This is a genomic window from Microcoleus sp. A006_D1 (assembly GCF_036702805.1).
Classification (GTDB): Bacteria; Cyanobacteriota; Cyanobacteriia; order Cyanobacteriales; family Microcoleaceae; genus Microcoleus.
The window spans coordinates 29081-48059 of record NZ_JAUBVZ010000021.1; the positions used below are offsets into that span (position 1 = coordinate 29081).

Annotated in this window: 12 protein-coding genes; 5 read left to right on the plus strand and 7 right to left on the minus strand. The window is 46.4% G+C overall.

What is annotated here, in order from left to right; genetic code table 11:
- Positions 1 to 67 precede the first annotated feature (67 nt).
- From QUB68_RS26350 to QUB68_RS26370, 5 genes are all read right to left on the minus strand, one after another.
- Positions 68 to 5668, minus strand: coding sequence for a glycosyltransferase (locus QUB68_RS26350; protein ID WP_332997877.1), 5601 nt, complete (start codon positions 5666 to 5668; stop codon positions 68 to 70).
- 42 nt (positions 5669 to 5710) lie between these two features.
- Positions 5711 to 7231: a methyltransferase gene (locus QUB68_RS26355; RefSeq protein WP_332997878.1), complete on the minus strand. Its 1521-nt coding sequence runs from the start codon at positions 7229 to 7231 to the stop codon at positions 5711 to 5713.
- Positions 7232 to 7246: 15 nt separating this feature from the next.
- The gene (locus QUB68_RS26360; RefSeq protein WP_332997879.1) at positions 7247 to 8659 is read right to left on the minus strand and encodes an ABC transporter ATP-binding protein; all 1413 of its coding nucleotides are present in this window, start codon (positions 8657 to 8659) and stop codon (positions 7247 to 7249) included.
- A gap of 116 nt (positions 8660 to 8775) precedes the next feature.
- Positions 8776 to 9624: an ABC transporter permease gene (locus QUB68_RS26365; RefSeq protein ID WP_332997880.1), complete on the minus strand. Its 849-nt coding sequence runs from the start codon at positions 9622 to 9624 to the stop codon at positions 8776 to 8778.
- A gap of 154 nt (positions 9625 to 9778) precedes the next feature.
- On the minus strand, positions 9779 to 10321 hold the full coding sequence (locus QUB68_RS26370) for a hypothetical protein (protein WP_332997881.1): 543 nt from the start codon (positions 10319 to 10321) through the stop codon (positions 9779 to 9781).
- Positions 10322 to 10384: 63 nt separating this feature from the next.
- On the opposite strand from QUB68_RS26370, the gene ruvB reads away from it, so the two are divergent.
- The 3 genes from ruvB to vapC all read left to right on the plus strand — a co-directional run bounded on the left by ruvB (position 10385) and on the right by vapC (position 12302).
- Entirely contained in the window at positions 10385 to 11485 is a 1101-nt protein-coding gene (ruvB, locus tag QUB68_RS26375; RefSeq protein ID WP_332997882.1) for a Holliday junction branch migration DNA helicase RuvB, read from the plus strand.
- 219 nt (positions 11486 to 11704) lie between these two features.
- Complete coding sequence (locus QUB68_RS26380) at positions 11705 to 11917, plus strand: type II toxin-antitoxin system VapB family antitoxin (protein WP_332997884.1); 213 nt, start codon at positions 11705 to 11707, stop codon at positions 11915 to 11917.
- Positions 11904 to 12302, plus strand: a complete 399-nt coding sequence (vapC, locus tag QUB68_RS26385) for a type II toxin-antitoxin system VapC family toxin (RefSeq protein ID WP_332997885.1) — start codon at positions 11904 to 11906, stop codon at positions 12300 to 12302. Before QUB68_RS26380 ends, vapC begins: the two co-directional genes overlap by 14 nt.
- Before the next feature lie 203 nt (positions 12303 to 12505).
- Here the strand turns inward: vapC and QUB68_RS26390 are convergent, their stop codons facing one another.
- Positions 12506 to 12682 (minus strand): hypothetical protein, encoded by a 177-nt coding sequence (locus tag QUB68_RS26390; RefSeq protein WP_332997886.1) that lies wholly within the window; start codon positions 12680 to 12682, stop codon positions 12506 to 12508.
- A 209-nt stretch (positions 12683 to 12891) separates the two neighbouring features.
- Positions 12892 to 13050 (minus strand): hypothetical protein, encoded by a 159-nt coding sequence (locus QUB68_RS26395; RefSeq protein ID WP_332997888.1) that lies wholly within the window; start codon positions 13048 to 13050, stop codon positions 12892 to 12894.
- On the opposite strand from QUB68_RS26395, the gene recN reads away from it, so the two are divergent.
- The gene (gene recN, locus QUB68_RS26400; RefSeq protein ID WP_332997889.1) at positions 13049 to 14800 is read left to right on the plus strand and encodes a DNA repair protein RecN; all 1752 of its coding nucleotides are present in this window, start codon (positions 13049 to 13051) and stop codon (positions 14798 to 14800) included. The genes QUB68_RS26395 and recN overlap by 2 nt on opposite strands.
- 804 nt (positions 14801 to 15604) lie before the next feature.
- Entirely contained in the window at positions 15605 to 18820 is a 3216-nt protein-coding gene (locus QUB68_RS26405; protein WP_332997890.1) for a GAF domain-containing protein, read from the plus strand.
- The last annotated feature ends 159 nt before the right edge of the window (positions 18821 to 18979 follow it).

Sequence of the window (18979 nt, forward strand, 5' to 3'; positions counted from 1 at the left end):
TTCGGTAAATTATATTATTTGTTGACTACAAACCTGCCGTGTGATTTAGGCGATCGCACTGTAATATCTAATGACTGCTGAAATATGCTTCGCAGAAAATATCGGCATAAGCTTGAGTCATCTCCTCAAAAGTATTGAGTGAATCCAAGACATATTTAGCATTTCCAGCTAACTGCTGCCGCAATAATTTATCCTCCAATAAACTAATCAAAGCTGCAACTAATTCATCCGGGCGATCGGGCGTATAAAACAAACCGTTAATTCCGGGCCGCACTTGTTCTTTAATCCCAAAAACTGGCGATGTAATAATTGGTAAGTCGCAAGCCATCGCCTCCAAAATCACTCTCGGAAAACTTTCGACGCGAGAAGTACAAACAAAAATATCCGCCGCTTTGTAATATTTTCCAGCTTCTCCAGTTTCGGCCACTACTGTCACTCTTTGCCGCAACTCTTCCGGTAATTCCCCCACCATATCGGCTAATTTGTTACTGTAAATACTCGGCCGATCGCCCACAATAAAACATCTAATCTTATTGTGCCATTTATCAGGCAAAAGTGAAAGTGCCTTAATCAAATCCTGCTGTCCTTTGCGTTCGCAGACTGTTCCCAGGAGCAAAATTACCACGTCTTCCGCTGCAATGCCTAAGCTTTTTCGAGCCAATTCCGAATTATCCAAATTTGCCAGTTTGCTCAAATCTAAGCCATTGTGAATCACTGTAAAATTGTGGTGGCTGTTGAGAGGCAAATACCTTTCCCGCGTTGCATCCGCTACAAAAATCACCTTATAAGGAAAGCGGAAACACTCTAAAGCTCTCGCCGCAATCTCCGAACCAAACCTATTAAAATAAGTTTGCCAAGGTTCGCTTTCGTGCACGTTCCAAACCACAGGAATTCCGATTTGCCGCGCGGCATCAACTACAAAGAAGTTTTCTAAAGTATTAGCATAAATTGCATCTACTTTTAAACTTTCAATTTCCTTGCTAAAACTGCGGATAGCTTCATCGTAAGCATCGCGTTGATAGATGTGTTCGAGGGGATTGTCGCGCACTATTACTTTAATTCCCTGCTGTTCGTAAGCTTGACGCAGGGGCCCGTCTGTGGTGCAAAGTACGATCGGCAAAATCACACCCTCAGTCGCCAACTTCACCGCAATTTCGTACTGATGCAGCGGCGCCCCCGTAAAATCCAGCGAATTGCTGCACATCAAAACCTTAACAGGATGAATAGAACTATTTGTGTTTACTACCGATAACACACAGGAATCAGCAAATCTTAACTCTTCCCGATCAGTTAAATCCGTGACATCCGTAACATCCGTTAAATCCGCTACAAAATCCGCTGCCAATCCGCCATCCGTGACATCCGTGACATCCGTTAAATCCGCTACAAAATCCGCTGCCAATCCGCCATCCGTGACATCCGTTAAATCCGCTACAAAATCCGCTGCCAATCCGCCATCCGTGACATCCGTTAAATCCGTTACAAAATCCGCTGCCAATCCGCCATCCGCTACATCCGTTAAATCCACTACAAAATCCGCTACCAATCCGCCATCCGTGACATCCGTTAAATCCGCTACAAAATCCGCTGCCAATCTTGCCTCTTCCTTCATAAAAAACCTGCGAGGTTGAATATGAAAATACTCATCTTCCAAAGACAAATGAGGACTATAAAAACCATCATTTTTCCCCGCATACTTGCGTCGAAAAGCCGCCACCTCTTGAGGATTATCAGTAAAACCTCTAGAAGTCCCCTCCTTGTGCAACAACTCCGCATCAGGACAATAAACACACCGATAACCCCGTTCTAACAATCGGTATCCGTAATCAACATCATTGTAAGCAACAGCAAAATTCTCTTCATCAAAACCGCCCAATTCCAAGAACAATTGACGCGGAGTAATCGTGCAAGCAGCAGTTACCGCCGAGTAATTGCGCGTTACCATAGCTTGAGAAAGATAGCCTCGATTATCCTTATCCATCAGCTTAAAAGCGTGACCGGCCAAACCGTGATGGAGGCCATGAATTACGCCAGCGTGCTGAATTCTGCCATCGGGATATAACAGCCTAGCGCCGACTGCACCCACAGCAGGAATTTGAGCATATCCCACCATTTGACTCAGCCAGCGCGGATTAATTACTTCAGTATCGTTGTTCAAAAACAAGACATATTCGCTGTCAGCTTGTTCGACGGCGCGGTTGTTAATTGCGGCAAAACTAAACTTGCCCCCAGGATTTTTGATCCGCAGAACTTGGCAAGTTAATTGCTTTAAATATTCCAGAGTTTTCGGATCGTCGCTTTCGTTGTCGATGACAGCAATTTGAAAATTCTTGTAGGTTGTCGTTTCCAGAGAATCGAGACAAGCTTTCAGCAATTTAAACTGATTTTTAGTCGGAATAATCACCGTTACTGACGGGCCGTCATCCGGGAAATCCTGGGCAAAGATGCCCAAATTTTCTTTAGTAGCCCAGGCGTGCTGAGCGACATTGCCCTTAATTTCTCGGCGATTTAGTGCATCTTGAATTGCTTTTTGACCTGCGCCAAAACTGGCGGGTTTTGCGGCCCCAGATATGGCTGTAGAACCGGGTGCAGTTCGCCAATGATACAGCACTAAAGGCAGGTGGGCGACGTGGCGGGAGATTTCGGTTGCTCTCAAGGCAAAATCGTAATCTTGCGAGCCTTCAAAACCGATCCGCAAACCGCCTATTTCTTCAAAAATCTGTTTTCTCACGGCGCACAAATGACCGAGATACATATAGGAAAGCAGCAGTTCTGGCGACCATTGCGGTTTGAATTGCGGGGCGAACCGATGACCTTTGGTGTCGATTTTGTCGTCGTCTGAGTAGAGGAAATCGGTGGTTGGATGGGTGGCAAAATATAAGGCGACTTCGCCTAATGCGTCGGGAGTTAGTTCGTCATCGTTGTCTAAAAACAGGATGATGTCGCCTGTGGCGAGGGCGGCGGCGCTATTAGTTGCGGCGCTGATGTTGCCGTTTTCTGTGCGAAATGTGATGCGAATACGATCGTCCTTTGCGGCCCAATTTTTCACAGTGTCAGCAACCGTGAAGTCTGTACTACAATCATCGGCGATGCAGAGTTCCCAGTTTTGATAGACTTGATTAATTACGCTGTCGATCGCACTTTCGAGAAAATCTATCTGCGGATTGTACACTGGCATTACCACCGAAATCTTAGGCAGTGCTTCCCCACAGGATTTTAACCGAGAAATCAAGTAATCGCGCGATCGCACATTCCACTGATTCACCTCCAACCAAGCATCATACCTATCAATCGGTTTCGGCACCACAAAACCCGCAGGCGGCAACAAATCCCCCGGCGCAGTAAACTGTTTTTGCTGCCGATAAATCTTCCCAAACTGACGAATCACCCTCACAACTTCCCAAGGCATCGGCACAATTCTGCCCAGACGCTGTTTCCTCTCCCTCGCCCGCTGCCGAATAGCCTCCACAAAACTCGAAAACTCCTCAAATTTATCAGCACTTCGCTGCCAAATATGGTAGCGCCGCACAGTCAATATTTGCGGCGCTTGAAAATACAAAATTTCCCCAGTTTCTAACTCAGCTTGTAGCGAAACGTGCCATTCACCAGGAAGCAAATCGACAAGGGCTTCAAAGCCGCTTTCCGAACTGTTAACCCAGTCTGGAAACACTTCGCCGACATCTTTTCGCCGCAAACCGTAGGCGCATTCTACAGAAATATCTCCGCACAAAAAGCTTAATTTAGCAATTTTGCGATCGTGGTGACAACACCAACCGGCAAACAAAATTTGACCCTGACGCTGTTCCCATATCACGGGTACATCTAACGATGCTTGAATCGTTGAAACCAACAGCGGATAAGCTGCCAAAAGATACCATTTACCACGCTCGTCTTGCACTTCCAGCAGCACTTCGTGCCGTCCGGCAGGCGCTGCCAATTCAATTGTAAAGCCAGATTTATTTGCAGCCGCAATATTAGAATGTGCTAGCGTTATATCGCTCCTTTGTATACCGTAAACAGCGGCGAAACTCTTGCCTTCAATTCGAGCGCGAACTGCTTTAATATCAGTTTTTGTGTTAAACACCCAGCCCACAATTAGCAGGTTAGAATCGCTAACTTGCCAAGTAGTAGGTTGGTCTAGGGAAAAAACAAATTTCGGGAAAAAGTCGCGGATTCGACTCTGAAACTCCGACAATTTTTCTTGCAGTTGCCACAATATAGAAGACTTGATTATAGCCATTTCTGCCAGAACTCTTTCTGTTTCCTGGCGCGATTGTTCTAAATCTTGCTGAGTTTGAGTTTGTGCTGTTTCCAACCACAGTAACTCAGCTAATTTTTGCTCCAATCTGAATTCTTTTTCTTCAAATTTTACCTGAGTTTGCCCTAATTCTGTTTCTAATTTCAAGACTTTTGCTAAAGCTATTTGAAATTGCGATTCTTTGCCTGCAAGCTGTACCTGAGTTTGTCCTAATTCTGTTTCTAATCCCAGCAGTTTCGCCAAAGCTTCTTGAAAATGTGCTTCTTTACCTGCAAGCTGTACTTGAGTTTTCCCTAATTCTGCTTCTAATTCCAATACTTTTGTTAAAGCTTCTTGAAATTGCGACTCTTTGCCGTCAAGCTGTACCTGAGTTTTTCCTAATTCTGTTTCTAATTCTAGCAGTTTTGCTAAAGCTTCTTGAAAATTTGATTCTTTGCCTGCCAGTTGTACTTGAGTTTCTCCTAATTTTGTCTCCAATCCCAATACTTTCGCCTGGGCTTGGTGAAATTGTTCTTGCCACTGTTTAACTTCGGAATTGCTGGTTTTTTGCTGTTTTTCCAGCAAGCGGATTTTTAGCCAGTCTTCAAAAGGCCCGACAGAAGATGCTGGGAAGTGAATCACTTTGTCATTCGCAAATTTCGATTCGCTGCTGAGATTGCCCGCTTGGGTCTCCAAAACTTGATATAGTTCTAATGCTTCGGGAAAATATTGTTCTATTAAACTCGGTCTGTGACTTTTGATAATATCATTGACTAATAAAGATTCTTCAAAATTGTCCCCTGGTATCGCACCTAAATTAACGTTAAATTTGTCGTTGACTCGATCGATAAAAAGCTCAGGAGTGTTGCCGATCGGGTAAACGTTAGCCAGCAGACAGCGATCGGGAAAACGTTCGTACAATTCTAAGACTTTTTGGTTGTAGTGCAGCCACATTTTTACTGCCATTTCGGGATTTTGCAGCAAGCTGACATCGGTTCCCCGGCGGTACAGCGAATCGACTACTTCCCAGGGCGATCGATAAACGCAGATGAAATTGGCTTCGGGAAGCAAATTTAGCCAAAAATCCCAAAACAGGGCGGTTCGCGGGTCTTTCCAGCCCCAATGGTTGTCAGTTTGTTGATTTTGGTCGATCGCCCTTTTAGCAATTTCCACATCTGACGCTGCTACCGAAATCGTTTTTTCAAACGTACAGCCGAGTTCATCAATGCCGTGCGATCGTAAAACACTCTTATGAAACTCCACAAAATCAACATTCTCGAAATGACCTTTCACATTTCCGTCGGCCGGGCCAACTAACCTTTTGCCAATATCAACCCCGACTTTCTGAAACAAAGAAGCCGTTAAAGACGTACCGGAACGGTGCATTCCAGTAACAATAAAAACCGACGGTTTGCTGTCATTTGTACTCACAATTTCTCTCCCTCCCCCTAATTCCCACACCAATTTTACTCGCTATTCTCCTGCTAAGCCCAGCAACCGCCTGACTTGAAACCACGCACTTCTCAGCTTCCAGAACTTGCTGCTTTCCATTGCCACAACTCGATTGTGCGATTGCTCTAGTTCTTGCTTGACATTAATTAGCATATTTCCAGTTTGCTCCAACTGCATTTGCACAGATACTAACTGAGTTTGAGTTTGCTCCAACTGCATTTGAGTTGAAATTAATTTAGTTTGAGTTTCTTGCAACTTCGTGTGAGCCTCTTCTAACTTCGTTTCAGTAATCATTAACTTACTTTGACTTTGCTCCCATTCTATCTTAGCCGCAGCTAATTGAGTCTCAATCAATTTAAGTTTGGTCTGAGTAGACCCCAACAAAGACTGCGATTCCCTTTGGTTCACCAGCGATTCCACAGTGCAGGTTTCCAGAATCCATTCCCAACCGTAGTTATTGATTACTTTGACTGTTAACACATCCTGCGGCGCCACAGTGTTTTTCGGTAAATAACAGTTCCAACCCGACTGCAAAGCCACATCAGTTTCAAAATAGCCAGCCACATCCGGGCGATCGTAAAAAGGCTCGCACCTCTGCACAATCTTGTTGTTTGCCAGCACTTGCACCTCCTCAATTCGACCGCCGACATTCACATCAGCCGCCCATCCTTCCAGATACAAATTCTCCTTATTCGTAAAAGCAGCAACATCAATATATCCTTCCGGGTGGTGATTAAATTTCAACTCCGAAAAATCTCTAACCAGCTCATTTGTGACCACATACAAATCCTGAAACCTGCATATGCCTTTTTCGATGCGATGCACAAAAGCTTTGCCACCGCTAACTTGCGCCACAATTTCTCTCACAAACTTTTGGGTTACATAAGTTGTGCCGTATTCCTCCTTATCCAAAGACAGACTTTCGCTGTTAGCGCTAAACAAGATACCATTGGCAGGCATTTGGGCCCCAACAGCCCGCAAACACTCATCGTGAACGCTGAACATCAAAATGCCGTTAGGAGTCAACAAATCATACAAATTTTGCAGCCAACTCGTAAAAGTTCTTTCCGGCATATGGCTGAAAAAAGAATTCGCCAGAATGCAGTCAAACTTTCGGTCAATTAAATAATTTTCTGGTTTTCCCGTCGAGACAATACCATTAACGCCCAAATATTCAGTTTGAAACTTGACCGCATTAGCATAAATATCAGAAACCCAAATTTGTGACGGCGGTATTTCCTGAATCAAAAACCGCGTAAATCGGCCGTAACCGCAGGCAAAATCTAGAAAAGACGGTACATTTTCAAAACCGCCAAAATGCCAATCCACAACCTGTTTGACCGTATCCCGGATGCGGCGTCCGATCGCATAATAGCGCACCAAAGCCCGATCGCGATCGTCTTTGACATTCTTCAAGGCAAACAAATACATTTCATCGTCTTCGCAGATATTCAGTTTAAAATCTTCGGGAAACTTAGCTTGCTCTCGAATAAATGCTTTGATTACCGGATTTTGGACTAAATCTAAATCGATCTCGCTCATTATTTTCACAGAATTTTAGATCGCTTCGGTGGACGCCTCTTGCACCAGAGAATCAGAATTAACAACAGTTAAACACGGTTCGATCAGCAAGTCAACGATCCCGTTACCACAGGACTCAGTACAAGACTGAACTCTAAACATCGCCACATCAACGCAGCGGTCTAAATAAGTTAAATCCCCATCTACCGTTCCCACAACCCCCGCATTCAAAAAATAAACTCCGGGATTCAGCAAACATTTAAACTGAAACTTAACTACAATTGTCGTTCCTGCTTCCACAAACCTAACTGACTGAGTAGAAGCCTTCAAAGAAGCACCAGCCAACTCAAAACCGCTAATCGTTTTAATCAACATTCCAAACCTAACTTTGGAAGTTGACCGCGAGAAAGTGACAGAGTAAGTGTAAACATAATCTTGACGACCAATCAAGTGATTTACCACAGTTCCCTTCAGCGTCTCGATGCGAGGGTTAATAATTTCCGCTCCGCGAGACGGATAGCGCACCGTATTCGACGGTATCATCCCCGGATCGTAAAATTCATCGTAATATTCCTTGGTTTTGGAGACATACTGCTCCGGTTTAACCTCTGTCTTTGTGGTTTCTAAATGAGCATCCTGAAGATTGTTTTCACTTTCCTGCTTGGTAAGTTGGTTGAGAACTCGAATATCTGACTTCAACTCCCTCACCTTGTCCGGCTCGGCATAAATCAGCTTTTGATACTTAGAAATTATCACCTTCGGCGTATGAGAGAGCAGCAATTCTCCGCTATCCATTAAAATCGCCGAGGTACAAAGTTGCACCACAGAAGTAGCAGCGTGAGACACAAATAAAATCGTGCCGCCACCTTCCTGAATGCTTTGCAAGCGAGCAAAACACTTGCGCTGAAAAGCTTCGTCGCCGACAGAAAGCGCCTCGTCAACCACCAAAATATCCGGCTCGACGCTAGTCGCAACCGCAAAAGCCAGCCTGACAAACATACCGCTAGAATAAGTTTTAACGGGCTGGTCGATGAAATCTCCAATATCAGCAAAAGCAGCTATATCGTCAAACTTTTGTTCAGTTTCTTTTTGATTGAATCCCAGTAACTGAGCGTTAAAAAATACATTTTGCCGCCCGGTAAATTCCGGGTTAAACCCGCTTCCGAGTTCCAACAAAGCTGAGACTCGCCCTTTAACATTGACGCTTCCTGCGGTAGGGGTCAGGGTGCCCACAATTATTTGCAAAAGAGTGCTTTTTCCCGAACCGTTGCGACCGACGATTCCCAGAGTTTGTCCCTGAGAAATTTCCAGATTGATGTCCTGCAAGGCCCAAAATTCGTCAGCGAGTTTTTTGCTGGGGTAAATAATTTCTTTTAAGCGGTCTCCTGGACGATCGTACCGCTTAAAGCATTTGGAAACATTTTTTAGTGAAATTACATTTTCTGTCATTGGCGGCAGTCAATCGACTTGAGATTTTCCATTGGGGATTTGAGATTGACTTGAATTCTCAAACATATTTACAGCACCATCGATTTGAGATTTGAGATTTGAGATCTGAAACTAATTTACAGCACGTCAGCAAAAGCGGGACGCAAACGCCGGTAAACGGCAAAACCTCCCCAAAATATAGCAGCAGAAATCAGCGTGGCGACACCCCATTCGCCCCAGTGCTTGACTTCTCCAAGCAGTATCAGATCTCGGTAAACTTCTGAGATGGCGGCCATTGGATTCAACCAAAATATCCATACTCGCCACTCTTCGGGGATGATGGATGCTGGATAGACGATCGGCGTCAGATAAAACCAAAAATTTAGAATAACACCTAAAGTCTGAGGAATGTCTCGCAAAAACACAGTCAAACCCGCTGTCAAATATCCCAAGCCGGCGGTAATCAAAAGCTGAGGCACCCAAACCAGCGGCAGCAAAAGTAAAGTAGCGTTGAGCTTTTGCGTTGACACTGCTACGATCACAATCAAAGCTGCTAAACCGAGAGAACTTTCAATAAAAGCTGTAAAAATCGGCACTAGCGGCAGCAAACCGAGGGGAAATACCACTTTTTTCACTAAATTCGGCTGCCCCACCACCGATACTCCCGATTTTATCAAACCGCTGGTGAAAGCAGTCCAAGGCAGCAAACCTGCAAACAGCCAGACTCCAAAGGTAATGTCGCTGTTTTCGGGGAAACCTGCAAGCTGAAGCTTGACCTTGAGGACGATCGAGAATACGTATGTGTAAATCACCAATTGCGATAGCTGATTCAGCAGCGGCCACAAATTGCCCAGAATCGAGCCTTTGTATTGAGCTTCTAAGTCCCGCCGCACCAATGTTAGCAGGAGATTGAGCTTCGCCCATCGCTGGCTGCTTGCCGGCCGCCTGCCGCGGGCTCTTCGGGCTTTTTGGGCAACTCCTTTCACCGATCTGTGCAATTTTTTCGCCCTCGTTCACTACCTTCACACCTAAATCAACTCCAGCTACAATTGTGCAGCTTTTGCTAAACCGCAATTATTCCACAGCCCCGCCGCTTTCAGCAAGCATCTGTCACTCGGACACAGGAAGTCGCAGGTTATTTTACCCGATCGCCGATCGCACTGCCGAACCGATCGCTAGTTTTTGCTCATCGTCGTAGCCCCACCGCTGAAAAAATTCCTCATACTCGCCGCTGGAATTCTGCAAACTTGCTAGCATTTGCGACGCTATAGTTTGACAAGCCGGCATTTGCAGAATTTTAATTAAATTGCGCGATCGATCCTGAACTCTAGCAGAACCCGCAGCCATTTCCTCACTTTGGTGGCGCGAATGATACACAACCATCGCCGCCGACATCGCCAAATTTTTCACCAGCAGTTCTGCTACGATCTCAGGAGCCGATCGCAGCGCCTCAGTAACTCCAGGTGACGGCCGATCTGCATCCCGTCCATCCTCCGTCGTCAGATAGGTGACAAAAAACCCCCTAGCACCGTTCTGTGTTTTCACCAAAGATGTAACAGATTCCTCAATTTGGGCTTGTGAAAGTCGATCGGCCTCAATTTCCGACAATAAAGATTGAGTCAGCTCGATCGCCCCCTCAAAAGTTATACTTTCCGATGCTAATAAAGAAGATGGAATACTCATAAACATACTCGGTAATTATCAAGACTATTGTAAACAATTCTCGCTGCTCGATCGCAAATAAATATGGCAATTATCTCATCCAAACAACAGCCTCCCGATCCAAATCTACCCGAAGACATAGCCCCAGCCCCCCGCAAACAAGCAGCCAAACCCCAGACAGAATCCCTGCTAGAATCGCAAGAACTACCCGACGAAATCAACAGCAAACAAGAAGACAAAATCCGGCCCCAGCGGTTAGCTGAATACATCGGCCAAAAAGACTTAAGAGAAGTTTTGGCGATCGCAATTGCAGCAGCCAAATCCCGCGGCGAACCCATGGATCACCTGCTACTGTACGGCCCGCCGGGGTTGGGCAAAACCACAATGTCGCTAATTTTAGCAGCAGAAATGGAAGTAGAATGCAAAATCACCACAGCCCCCGCCCTAGAAAAACCGCGAGATATTGTCGGATTGCTGATCAACCTCAAAGCAGGCGACGTGCTGTTTATCGACGAAATTCACCGCTTATCTAAAGTTACAGAAGAAATCCTCTATCCAGCGATGGAAGACTGCCGTTTAGATATTACGATCGGTCAAGGAAAAAGCGCCAAAATCCGCAGCATTCCCCTGAAACCCTTTACCTTAGTAGGCGCAACTACCAAAGTTGGATCGCTAACAGCTCCATTGCGCGATCGCTTCGGCTTAATCCAAAGATTGCGCTACTACGAAATAGACGAACTTAGCCTCATTGTCCAAAGAACCGCCCAAGTTCTCGACACTAAAATCACCCCAGAAGGAGCCTTAGAAATTGCCCGCCGAGCTCGCGGAACACCCAGGATTGCTAACCGTTTGCTGCGCCGAGTTAGAGACTACAGCGAAGTCAAAAATTTAAAGCCAATCACCGCCGAAGTTGCATCCGTCGCCCTCGAATTGTTCAACGTCGATCCGCTAGGTTTGGATTGGACAGATCGGTGTCTTTTGACAGCAATGATCGAAAATTTTAACGGCGGCCCTGTTGGTTTGGAAACTCTCGCAGCTTCCACAGGAGAAGATACTCAAACAATTGAGGATGTTTATGAACCGTATTTAATGCAAATCGGATTTTTGCAGCGAACAAGTCGGGGCAGAATTGCCACAGCGGCTGCTTGGAAACACTTAGGTTTTGTCTCACCTAAATTATTGTAGATTGCGTTATATCGCTCTTTCGTGTTGCTAGAAAAGACAGTCAAGCAATTAAAACAGTGGATGATGAAGAAACTGCTTTACTAGAGGATGCAGTCTAACAGAACGTAGAACTCCCAGGAAGGTATGATGTATGAGGGCAGTAGCAACAGGCGATCGGTGAGTTCAAAAAGGTGGGAAGTTAGCTACACTAGACTAAAGCCAATTCCCAATAGCGACCCAATGCAAATCACCCTCAATCTCGACGAATCCCTTCTCAACGAAGCCCTGCTACTCACTAACCTCACCGCTCAAGAAGAACTGATTAAACTTGCTTTACAAGAACTTGTGCGATCGCGCCGCAAGAAAAACCTGCTAGAGCTCGCGGGACAAATTCAGTTTGCTCCAGACTTCGACCACAAAGCCCTGCGCGAAACTCGTCATGTTACTGATTGATACATCCGTTTGGATCGGCGTCTTCCGCGATCGCAGCGGTCAAGTTCGCCAACAGCTTGAAACTCTGATCGCTGATCGTGAAGTTTTACTCACCCGACTTACTCAGCTTGAATTGCTTCAAGGTAGCCTAAACGAGCAAGAATGGACTCTCCTCTCTACTTACCTCGAAACACAAGATTACGTTGAGCTCACAATTCATTCTTGGCAAGCGGCTGCCCGCATTTACTATGACTTGCGCCGCCAAGGGCTTACCGTTCGCAGCCCAATCGATTGCTGTATTGCTCAAGTCGCACTGGAAAACAATTTACTTTTGATTCACAACGATCGCGACTTTGAAACCATTGCCCAAGTGCGATCGCTCCAACACCTTCGCTTTCAACCTTGAGTCTTTCCTGCAAAACACCAATGAGCAAGCGCTGGTTGAAGAGTGCTGGGAAGGAATCTATAGCAGTTCGAGCCAAAGATGAGGTATGACTGTAAGTGGAGCTCTTATGTGCATAACTTGCTATGTAACAAATTTCAAGAGGGCCCAAGCCCAACAACATCCGCGAATCTTTTTGGGAAAGGCTATATGTCTATAATAATCAATCATAAACTATCCGAAACTAGCCGAAACTCTCGCAACATCTTTTCTCGATCGCGCGCAATTTTCATAGCAGTTTCCCAAGTAAAAGTAAAAGATTGAAAAGAATCTGAATCAATCCGAGCTTCATCCAAATCCACAATCACCTGCTGAAAAATCTCAAATAACTCTTCTTGCAACAAATCTATTTAATCCAAAGTTTTCGCTTGCCGAATTTTTTGAATCAAACTTAAAATTGCCAAATTAAACTGATCGGCTTGATTTTTTTGTTTCTCTACAAAGCGCGATCGCAACTGCCAAACCCAAGACGCCAAAAGCGTTGGGCAGCAGAAATTTATTTTGCATTGATGTTAAGACGCGATCGATAATGGCAAAATCAAAAGTATTCTAGTTAAAAATGAAAAGAGGACTCGGGAAATTCGACGCGCCCGATAGGGGAGGAACCAATGCCCAATCCCTCCGCTTCGCTTCGCCCAATGCCCAATGCCCCATCCCTCCGCTTCGCTTCGCCCAATTCCCAATTCCCAATTACCCATTCCCGATTCCCCATGTTAATATCCCTCAGAATCGAAAACTTTGCCCTAATTGACCGCCTAGATCTAGACTTTGGCCCGAGTTTGAACGTATTTACAGGGGAAACCGGGGCTGGAAAATCGATTATCCTAGATGCGATCGATGCAGTTTTGGGCGGGAAGGTCGATCGCCGATCGATTCGCACCGGAGCAAAACGGGCAATATTGGAGGCTACTTTTGAATTGGATAAAGTCGCGGCTTTGTGGCTGGGCGAGCAAGAAATCGAACCCATAGACGGAAATTTAGCGGTTTGCAGCCGGGAAATTAACGTATCTAGCGGTGCTCTTCGCAGCCGATCGCGTTTGAACGGAATTCTCGTCAACCGCCAGCTCATGGAGCAACTGCGCGATCGGCTCGTGGAAATTACCGCCCAAGGCCAAACCGTCCACCTCGGACAAGAAACCCTGCAACGAGAATGGCTTGACTTATACGGCGGCAAAACTTTAACTGAAGCGCGATCGACCATCACCAGCGCCTGGCTGGGAGCGAGCACCGCCAAAACAGCCCTCAAGCGCAGGCGTCAGTCAGAACAGCAGCGGCTGCAAAGACTCGATTTGTTAGAATACCAAGTTCGAGAACTCAGCGAAGCCCACATCGAAGACGGCGGCGAACTCGAACACCTAGAACAAGAATCAATCCGGCTCACCCACATCGTCGAATTGCAGCAGCAGAGTTACAAAGTTCACCAAGCTCTTTACCAAAACGACGGCGACAGCGCCTCAGCCGCCGACTTGTTGAGCAAAGCCGAAGTAATTTTAAGCGACATGGCCGTCTACGATGTCCAATTACAACCCATCCTCGAAATGGTCAGCGATGCTTTAGCTCAAGCCACAGAAGCCAGCAGCCAAATTAGCAGCTACGGCGAACAATTAGAAGCAGATCCCGAAAGACTCGAAGAAGTAGAAGATCGGATTCGTGAACTCAAACAAATTTGCCGCAAATATGGGCCGCTCTCGGAAGCGATCGCCTACTATCAAAGCATTCAAAACGAACTGAACGAACTTTTAGAAGGAGGCGAGTCAATGGAAGCCTTAGAACTCGCATATCAGACCGCATTAGACCAATTAAAAGACGCTTGCAGCCACCTCACGATCCTGCGGCGCTCCGCAGCCCTCCAACTCGAAACCCACCTGGTAGCAGAACTCAAGCCCTTAGCAATGGAAAAAGTGCAGTTTCAAGTCGCAATCTCGCCTTGTACCCCAACCGCCACCGGTGCCGACCAAATCGCCTTTTGTTTCAGCCCCAATCCCGGCGAACCTCTGCAACCTTTAGGGGCGATCGCCTCCGGGGGAGAAATGAGCCGCTTTCTGCTCGCCATCAAAGCCTGTTTTTCCCAAATCGAAAGCGCCGGAACCCTAATTTTTGACGAAATCGACGCCGGAGTCTCCGGGAGAGTCGCCGGGGCGATCGCCAAAAAGCTCTATCAACTGTCCGACAAACACCAAGTGCTCTGCGTCACCCACCAGCCGCTGATCGCCGCCATGGCTGATTGTCATTTTCGCGTCAACAAACAGACAATTGAAGCAGAAGCAACGATCGGCGAAGCAGCCAACTCCGAACCAAGCGAACGCACAGTAGTCAGAGTTGCCGCCCTCAACAGCCAGCAGCGGCGCGAAGAACTCGCCCAACTCGCCAGCGGGCGATCGGCCACAGAAGCCATCGCCTTCGCCGAATCCCTGCTCGTCGAAGCCGCCGGATTGCGGCAAACTCAGTCCGCCAAATTATGACACCACCATAATTGCTCCCGAATCCCAAATCAAAAATAGTCTTTTAGGGTTCCGACTCTCTCTCTCCGGGTGTTCTTAAATCTGATTCAGGGTTTGAAGGAAGTATGAAAGTTAAAAAAAAACAGTTTCAATACGCAAAACTGCAAACAAAGCTCCAACGGATCGCCGACGGTTGAACGCCCTTAAACTCAGTTCCTCAAACACCGATCCTAGCCTCTAGCCGATCGGGGGGTCAAAAAGACGGAGTTTTTTGAGAACCGGAGGTTACACTAAAAATGGCAACCCCAAATTTTACAAAAAAAGCTGAAAGCCGCGTGACTTTAGTCCCGGGATGAAAGCCTATAGCAGCAAAATTGACAGAAATTCTAGTTAAAAACCACAATTGTGTAGAGAAGGGTACACATCATTACCAACTGCTGATGTCACAATTGCCCGTAATTCCACCATGCCATCGCTTTTTTAGCAGTCGCGCAGCACGCATTCCTGTTTCTACGGGCGATCGGCGAGCAGAAGGGCTGAACCTACTTCAACCAGGCACAATAATGTCAAAATCAGTTAATAAACCATTTAAACAGGATTCCCTAACTCTAAAAAAAGTGCAGCAATGTCACAGCCTCGTTACCGTCCCACCCGCAGTCCACCAGCAAGGCAAACTGAATTTCACGCGGCCCTGTGGCCGGAGTTCGGTAAACTGGCAAACAGTTTCACACATACTTGATTCTGGTGCGACTTACCCAAAACATGAACTTCCACGCTCTTCTAGCTTAAAGACTAACCCTTACACTTAAGCTTCTGTAAAGGTCTATGAATTCTTCTGCATCTTCCACTAATTACTCTTCTTACGGCGACGTGATTGATGTCGCTGTTGTCGGCAGTGAAAATCATCATCAGGAACCCTACTCTTCCCCTACCCCTCTTCCCCCTCTCCCTCCCCCTACTCCCTCTAGCAGCATTGCAATTATCTCGTACGACGGAAACTTTTCCAGCATTCTCGCCCCTCTAAATAAGCAAAGTTTCACAGTAGTAGTTAAGGGAGTAGAAGACAAACTTAAGGTTGTCAATCAAACTCTGGGAATGCTCGACAATATCCTGGAGAGCGAGGGATTTGATGCCATCCTCAACGAGATGTTGGAGTCGATTACCCTCAAAACAGGGGAATTGCTCAATGCCGCTCGCAGCACGATATTTTTATTAGACGACGAAAAAAATGAACTCTGGGCGAGAGTCGCTAAAGACGAAAATGGCCAAAACCTAGAAATCAGAGTTCCCGCCCACGTAGGCATTGCCGGAGAAGTAGCCCAAGACAAAAAAGTGGTTAACATCCCTTACGATTTTTACAACGACTCGCGATCGGCTAACGCCAAAAAAACCGATGAAAAAACGGGCTACCGCACTTATACAATGCTGGCAATGCCCCTGATTAATGAAGAAACAAAAGAGTTAGTAGCAGTCGTTCAACTGATTAATAAACTAAAACTGAACCACGAAAATTACGCTACTTTAGATGAACAAATCGACCGGGCGGGATTTACTGAAGAAGACGAACAAATTTTTACAGAATTTGCTCTCTCGATTCGCCTAATTCTAGAATCGTCCAAATCTTTCTATGCAGCAACTCAGAGACAGCGGGCAGCCACGGCGCTGATTAATGCCATCACCGCTCTTTCTCAGAGCAGTCTCGACTTAGAAGATACCCTAAAAAGGGTGATGGATCAGGCCCAAGAACTGATGAATGCCGATCGCAGCACCCTGTGGCTGATCGACGAAGATAAAGACGAACTGTGGACAAAAATCCCGATCGGCGACAACCTTAAAGAAATTCGCATACCCAGAACCGCCGGTTTTGCAGGCATCGTTGCCCAATCCAGCGAACCCCTGCTGATTCCATTTGACGTGTACGACGACCCCCGCGCCGCCGTTGCCCGAGCAACCGACGAAAAAACAGGCTATCGCACTTGCAGTATGCTGTGTATGCCAGTTTTTAACTCCGACCAAAAATTGATTGGAGTTACACAGTTAGTCAACAAAAAACGACAGGGAGATTACCCTCCCTACAACCCGGCAGATTGGCCGCACGCCCCCGATCAGTGGAAAGCGAGTTTTAATCGCAACGACATGGAATTTATGAAGGCGTTTAACATCCAAGCAGGAGTCGCCCTGCAAAACGCCAAACTGTTTGCCGAAGTCAAACAGCAAGAACAAAGACAAAAAGATATGCTGCACGCCCTGACTAACGGCGTGATTTCTACCGATAAAAAAGGGAACATAGTAGCGACAAATCCCAGTGCCAAAAAGTTACTGGGTGTTAGCGATGCCAAATTAGCCGAAGGTCAATGTTTGCGGGAGTTAATTAAATTAGAAAAAGGCGATTTTGCCAAGTGGTTCGATGCGTCTTTGTCTCCCGAAGACGATAACGATCGCCAGCAGTATTACCCGGATCAAGTTTTGCTCTCCTGTGAAGGAGCATCGCAGAGTATCAATCTCTCGATCAATTCAATGACCGATGCTACCGACCCCAACAAGGTCAACGGCGCGTTAGTGGTCATGGAAGATATTAGCAGCGCCAAGCAAGTCAAAAACTTGATGTACCGTTACATGACCCCAGAAGTCGCCGAAGCGCTTTTAGCTTCAGGGGATACAGGATTGGGCGGCAAGCGCAAAAACGTTTCGGTGCTGTTCTCAGATATTCGCGGCTATACCACACTTACGGAAAAATTGCAAGCCGAAGAAGTGGTGGTGATGCTCAACAAATATTTTGAAGTAATGGTAGATGTCGTATTCGAGTACGGGGGTACTCTCGACAAATACATCGGCGATGCTCTGATGGCAGTCTTCGGCTCTCCGGCGCCCCTAGAGGATCATGCTTGGTGCGCGATGCAAACAGCAGTGAAAATGCGGGAAAAACTGACAGAGTTCAATCAAGATCGGATCGCAAATGGCGAACTGCCGATCGGCATCGGTATGGGCGTACACTCGGATGAAGTTGTCAGCGGCAACATCGGCTCAAGCAAACGCATGGAATTGACTTCTATAGGCGACGGCGTAAACCTCGCCTCTCGCTTAGAAGGCGCCAGCAAGCAGTACGGCACCGATTTGATTATCAGCGACAATACTTACAGAGATTATGCCGATCGGCTTTACGTGCGAGAACTCGACTTTATTACCGTCAAAGGCAAAAGCGAACCTGTCATCGTTTACGAACTCGTCGGCATCCGCGAGGGACACTCGCCAATTGGCAAGTCACTAACCGAAATACAGCAACAAATTGTCGAACATTACAACAAGGCCCGCGAACATTACAAAACACCAGTAGCCCAAAGACTCTCAGAAAGTGAGGTGAAAAACATCTTAGATGATGTGGCGCAAATGCCGGAGGCAGAGATTAAAAAACTGTCCTACAATGTCGAGCAACAGTTGGAACACGAACTCAAGCAACTGTTATATCAACTGAAAAAGCTGTCAGAGTACGACCCGAAAAACCTGTCAGAAGCCGACAAACTGATCGTGCTGTTGCAGCCAGAAATCCAACTGCTGAAATTGGAAGGCATCAAAAACCTCTCGGAAGACGAAGCCAAAATGCTGCTGCAAGCAAAAATCAAGCAGCTATCAGCAGACGAGGTTAAAAACTTGCAAGAGGGCGAAGTTAAAAAACTGTTGGAAGCAGACATCTTAAATCCATCAAATCCCAAAATCAAGAGACTGAAACCCGCAGAGATCAGGCAGCTATTGCAGGCGAAAATTAAAAGTCGGGCTTCTGAGACAGTTACAGAAATGTTAGATGAGGAATTTGAAAACCTGGGACTCGATCGCGTCAAAAAACTCCTCAGCGAGTTTAAGAAAGCTTTAGAACCAAAAGCCAAGCAAGCCTTTAGAGACGCCGAACGCGAATTTAACCTCGTTCTGGAAGTTGACCCCAAAAACAAGGCAGCTAAATTGCACGTCGATCGCTGCAAGCTATTTCAACACCGCCCTTCAGACGTACTAAACTGGGACGGCGTGTGGAATCTCACCGACAAATAGCAGCGACGACAACCGGGGGGCGGGCGAGGGGCGATCGCGATCGGGGTGCGCCTCCCCCTCCCCTCCGACCAATTAACCTTAATATCCTGTAGAGCCAATTTTAAATAGCTTCAACAGGTATGATTGTTAGATGACCGGACTTAGACTTGGCAAAGCCTC

Coding starts and splice junctions, on each gene's coding strand:
- QUB68_RS26355 (WP_332997878.1), bottom strand. CDS start 7,231: ATGAGCGAGATCGATTTAGATTTAGTCCAAAATCCGGTAATCAAAGCA.
- QUB68_RS26360 (WP_332997879.1), bottom strand. CDS start 8,659: ATGACAGAAAATGTAATTTCACTAAAAAATGTTTCCAAATGCTTTAAG.
- QUB68_RS26370 (WP_332997881.1), bottom strand. CDS start 10,321: ATGAGTATTCCATCTTCTTTATTAGCATCGGAAAGTATAACTTTTGAG.
- ruvB (WP_332997882.1), top strand. CDS start 10,385: ATGGCAATTATCTCATCCAAACAACAGCCTCCCGATCCAAATCTACCC.
- QUB68_RS26380 (WP_332997884.1), top strand. CDS start 11,705: ATGCAAATCACCCTCAATCTCGACGAATCCCTTCTCAACGAAGCCCTG.
- vapC (WP_332997885.1), top strand. CDS start 11,904: ATGTTACTGATTGATACATCCGTTTGGATCGGCGTCTTCCGCGATCGC.
- recN (WP_332997889.1), top strand. CDS start 13,049: ATGTTAATATCCCTCAGAATCGAAAACTTTGCCCTAATTGACCGCCTA.
- QUB68_RS26395 (WP_332997888.1), bottom strand. CDS start 13,050: ATGGGGAATCGGGAATGGGTAATTGGGAATTGGGAATTGGGCGAAGCG.
- QUB68_RS26405 (WP_332997890.1), top strand. CDS start 15,605: ATGAATTCTTCTGCATCTTCCACTAATTACTCTTCTTACGGCGACGTG.